This is a genomic window from Marinimicrobium locisalis, from assembly GCF_039822625.1.
GTDB classification, from domain to species: domain Bacteria; phylum Pseudomonadota; class Gammaproteobacteria; order Pseudomonadales; family Cellvibrionaceae; genus Marinimicrobium; species Marinimicrobium locisalis.
Genome location: NZ_JBDLLG010000087.1, coordinates 1 through 612, shown reverse-complemented (window position 1 = coordinate 612; position 612 = coordinate 1). Strand labels below are relative to the sequence as shown.

1 protein-coding gene is annotated in these 612 nt (G+C 59.6%); it reads right to left on the bottom strand.

What is annotated here, in order from left to right; all coding sequences use genetic code 11:
* On the bottom strand, positions 1–612 hold a 612-nt coding region (locus AAE514_RS18695; protein ID WP_347333044.1), incomplete at both ends, for a hypothetical protein.

Here is a 612-nt window from a genome sequence, read left to right as displayed (position 1 = left end):
GGGTTGTGCGACAGCGTTCCGCCCTGAGCTTGATTTAGCGTCCAGGTATTGGTGCCGTGGCTAATGCCCAGGGTAGCGTCGTTATTGCCCACGAAGTCCTGAATTTCCGTGAAATTCCAGCCACCGGTATCACCGCCCAACACTAGGGTGGCCGGGTCCGTGAAACCGCTCAGGTCCAGAGTATTCGTCGAGCCGGCACCGCCTTTCAGCAAGCCCGCAAACACCGTATTGCCGGTGGCTTCGAAGGTGTCCTCGCCACTGCCGCCATGCAAGGCGCTAACACCGGTAAACGTCAGCGTTCCCTGAAATAGCGCGTCCTCACCTGTCGGCGGGATGGTAACCACTTCCCCCGAGGCAGAACCATCCAACGTCCAGGTGTTGGTGCCGCTTGCCAAGCCCAGGGTTGTTTGATCATTGCCGGTAATGACATTAATACGGCTCAGATCCCAGTCGGACCCGCCGCCTCCAAAGCGCACGGTGACCGCCGAGGTGACGCCGGTAAAGTCGACTTCGTCGTTGGCACCGCCGGCACCGTCAATAACGCCGCTATAGGTGGTCCCGTCACTGACCTCGAAGGTATCGGTTTGGCCGCCGCCGATAAGCGTTTCTATG